Annotated in this window: 1 pseudogene; it reads right to left on the bottom strand. The window is 30.8% G+C overall.

Features of this window, described 5'->3' with window-relative positions:
- A pseudogene (locus ACMHJW_RS14675) lies at positions 1-420 on the bottom strand (transcriptional regulator); the annotation flags it as partial.
- Positions 421-737: the final 317 nt, after the last annotated feature.

Here is a 737-nt window from a genome sequence, read left to right as displayed (position 1 = left end):
GTCTCCATATCCTGCAAGGTATCCTGCAGCTGCTTTATTAGGAACCAATACTACATTATCACGTCCGTAATTGTCAACTGTTACCACTTTTGGTAAAACGGAGTAATCTTGTTTACCTTCATTGAAAACCGCCACATTTTCTGTATTTTTCGAATCTTCTAAAAATGTGGCGGTTTTTGTGGCGGTTTTTTTTTCTGATTTTCCCTTCAACATTTCACCTTCTCCAGTTAATAACCATTCAGCAGATATTTCAGGGAACGACTGTAAGATATATTCTACTTTATCAACTCCTATTGTCTTATTATTCTTATACTGACTAGCAAAAGAACCATTCGAAAAACCTACAGTTTCTTCAAATTTTCTTACAGAAATCCCTTTAAAATCAATAAACTCTTTAATTCTTGTAACTGTATTAGACATAATGAATAATTATTATATAGGAAATATCTTACGATTATTTTGTTTTTGTAGAATATTTCTTATAGATTTGTAAAACAATATTACACAAAAGTATGTATTTATTTACAAACTCATACATGTAAGAATGTTGAATATAAAAAATCAAGTATATGAGTAATAAGATCACTTTAACCAAGCCAAAGAGTATCTACACGATACTCTCAGAGATTACCGGTTATCCTTATAGTACTTGTTATGCAATATTAACAGGTCAACGAAATGCAGAAAGCAAAGCCGGACGAATTATAATGGAATCTTATGAATCTATTAAAAAGGAC

It is taken from the genome of Empedobacter brevis, assembly GCF_965118635.1.
GTDB lineage: Bacteria > Bacteroidota > Bacteroidia > Flavobacteriales > Weeksellaceae > Empedobacter > Empedobacter brevis_A.
The sequence above is the reverse complement of the archived record's forward strand: the minus strand, read 5'-3'. Positions and strand labels throughout refer to the sequence as shown.